2 protein-coding genes and 1 tRNA gene are annotated in these 2,023 nt (G+C 70.3%); all 3 read right to left on the reverse strand.

Going from position 1 to position 2,023, the window contains the following annotated elements:
- Positions 1-106 precede the first annotated feature (106 nt).
- Complete coding sequence (locus A6Q79_RS00405) at positions 107-970, reverse strand: Bax inhibitor-1/YccA family protein (protein WP_317695262.1); 864 nt, start codon at positions 968-970, stop codon at positions 107-109.
- A gap of 166 nt (positions 971-1,136) precedes the next feature.
- A tRNA-Leu gene (locus A6Q79_RS00410) sits at positions 1,137-1,210 on the reverse strand.
- A gap of 116 nt (positions 1,211-1,326) precedes the next feature.
- Positions 1,327-1,851, reverse strand: coding sequence for a peptide deformylase (locus tag A6Q79_RS00415; protein ID WP_317695264.1), 525 nt, complete (start codon positions 1,849-1,851; stop codon positions 1,327-1,329).
- Positions 1,852-2,023 lie beyond the last annotated feature (172 nt).

Below are 2,023 nucleotides of genomic sequence, written 5' to 3' on the forward strand. Positions count from 1 at the left end.
CTCCATGGGCCGCGCTCAGCCCCACGAGCCGGTCTCCGCACATGCACGAAGGCCCCCGGCTGGCGCCGGGGGCCTTCGTGGTGGATCAGGGGCGCTGCGGCCCCGATCAGTCCTGGCTGAAGTAGGCCAGGATGCGCAGCAGGTTGGTGTAGATCCACACCAGCGAGACGGTCATCGCGAACGCCGCGGTCCAGGACTCGCGCTCAGGGGCGCCGTAGCGGATGCCCTGCTCGACGAAGTCGAAGTCCATGATCAGCATGAACACACCGAGCACCAGGCCGGCCACCGCGGTGATCATGCCGAGGCCGGAGACGCCGAACAGGCCGATCTGGGCGCCGAAGAGCCCGAGCACGAGCTCCATCAGCGACAGGCCGATCATGCCGAACACCGCGGCGATGACGAACCGGCGGAACTTGTCGTTGACCTGGATGTTGAGCACCTTGTAGGCGGCCAGGGTGCCGGCGAAGGCGGCGAAGGTGCCGATGACGGCGCCCTGCACGACACCGGGGTAGGCGACGTTGAAGATCATCGAGATCGCGCCGAGGGCGACGCCCTCGAGGGCGGCGAAGGCCAGCACGAGGGCCGGGCTGACGACCTTCTTGAACGCGTTGACCATCGACAGCACGAAGGCGCCGAGGGCGCCGAAGGTCGCGACCGCGCCGACGGTGCCGATGGCCGACTCGGCGGAGGTCTCGTTGATCTCCGGGAGCAGCGACCAGGTCGCGAAGGCGGTCACGATGACGACGCCCAGCGTGATCGCGGTCTTCTGGACCACCGAGTCGATGGTCATGGGGGCGCTGGGCGCCTGCGGGGCGGGCGCGTAGGCCGTGCCCTGGGGGTCACCGGGGGTCCCGACGCCCCACTGCGAGGGGTCAGAACCGTAGCCGGAGTTGCCGTAGGACTGGTTGCCGTGGGCGTTGCTTCCGCTGAACGCCTCGGACCGGCGGAACACCGGGTTGTTGCTCTGCATGGTTGGTCTCTCCTTGGAGGCCGACAGGGGCCGCCGGTGTGGCGGCCTACAGGGGATGTACCCACCTTAGGGGGTCTCGAGTCGTACAACGCTCCAGCGGCCCCGGACGTTCCCGGCACCTTGCCCTCTCACGGCTCTCTCGCCGCTCTCTCGCGCAGCACACCGGTGCCCCCGGCGGGATTCGAACCCGCAACACAGCGCTTTTAAGGCGCCTTCCTCTGCCGGTTGGGACACGGGGGCCCATTCCTGGTTGGACGGACGTCCGTCCAAGCGAAGGCTATGCGCTGGTGGACGGACGTCCCTCCACCAGCACCGACCGGAAGGTTGAACGGACCTCCGTCCACCCCGCAGAGCCGCTACAGGTAGGTCTGGCGCGCGTAGATCGCGTGGGCACCGGCCACGCGGTCGACGAAGAGCAGGCCCTGGCAGTGGTCGATCTCGTGCTGGAGGCAGCGGGCCTCGAACGCGTTGGCCGACAGCTCGACCTCCTCCCCCGAGCCGGGCAGCTGACCACGCACGACCAGGCGGGAGGCGCGCTTCACGTCGCCGGTGAGGTCGGGGACGCTCATGCAGCCCTCGCGGGCCTTCTCGTTGCGGCTGGAGGAGACGACCTCGGCGTTGCACAGCACGAACGTGCCGTGGTGGTCGCGGGTCTTGGGGTGCTCGGAGACGTCGACGCAGAACATCTGGGCCCCGACGCCCACCTGGGGCGCCGCGAGGCCCACGCAGCCGGGGCACGTCGGGTCGACGGCCTCACCCACGGTCGACAGCACCGTCGCGGGGGCGCGTACGACGTCGAGGACCCTGCCCTCGACGCCGAGGTCGGCCTCGGACCAGGCGAGGACCTGCGCGTTGAGGCCCTCGGGAGCGGGCTGGTTCACAGCTCGTCGGCCTCCGCGGGCCGCAGGGTCGCGCCGACCCCGAGCTCGGCCGCCGCCTCCCGGATCGCCGCGGTGACGGCGTCCACATCGGCCCCGGCGGGCAGGTCTATCTCGGCGACGACGAGGTAGAGGTCGCCGGCCAGCCGGGTGGTGAGGTCGGTGATGTTGCCCC

Source organism: Aeromicrobium sp. REDSEA-S32_B7 (genome assembly GCF_001626145.1).
GTDB lineage: Bacteria > Actinomycetota > Actinomycetes > Propionibacteriales > Nocardioidaceae > Aeromicrobium > Aeromicrobium erythreum.

Coding starts and splice junctions, on each gene's coding strand:
- A6Q79_RS00405 (WP_317695262.1), bottom strand. CDS start 970: ATGCAGAGCAACAACCCGGTGTTCCGCCGGTCCGAGGCGTTCAGCGGA.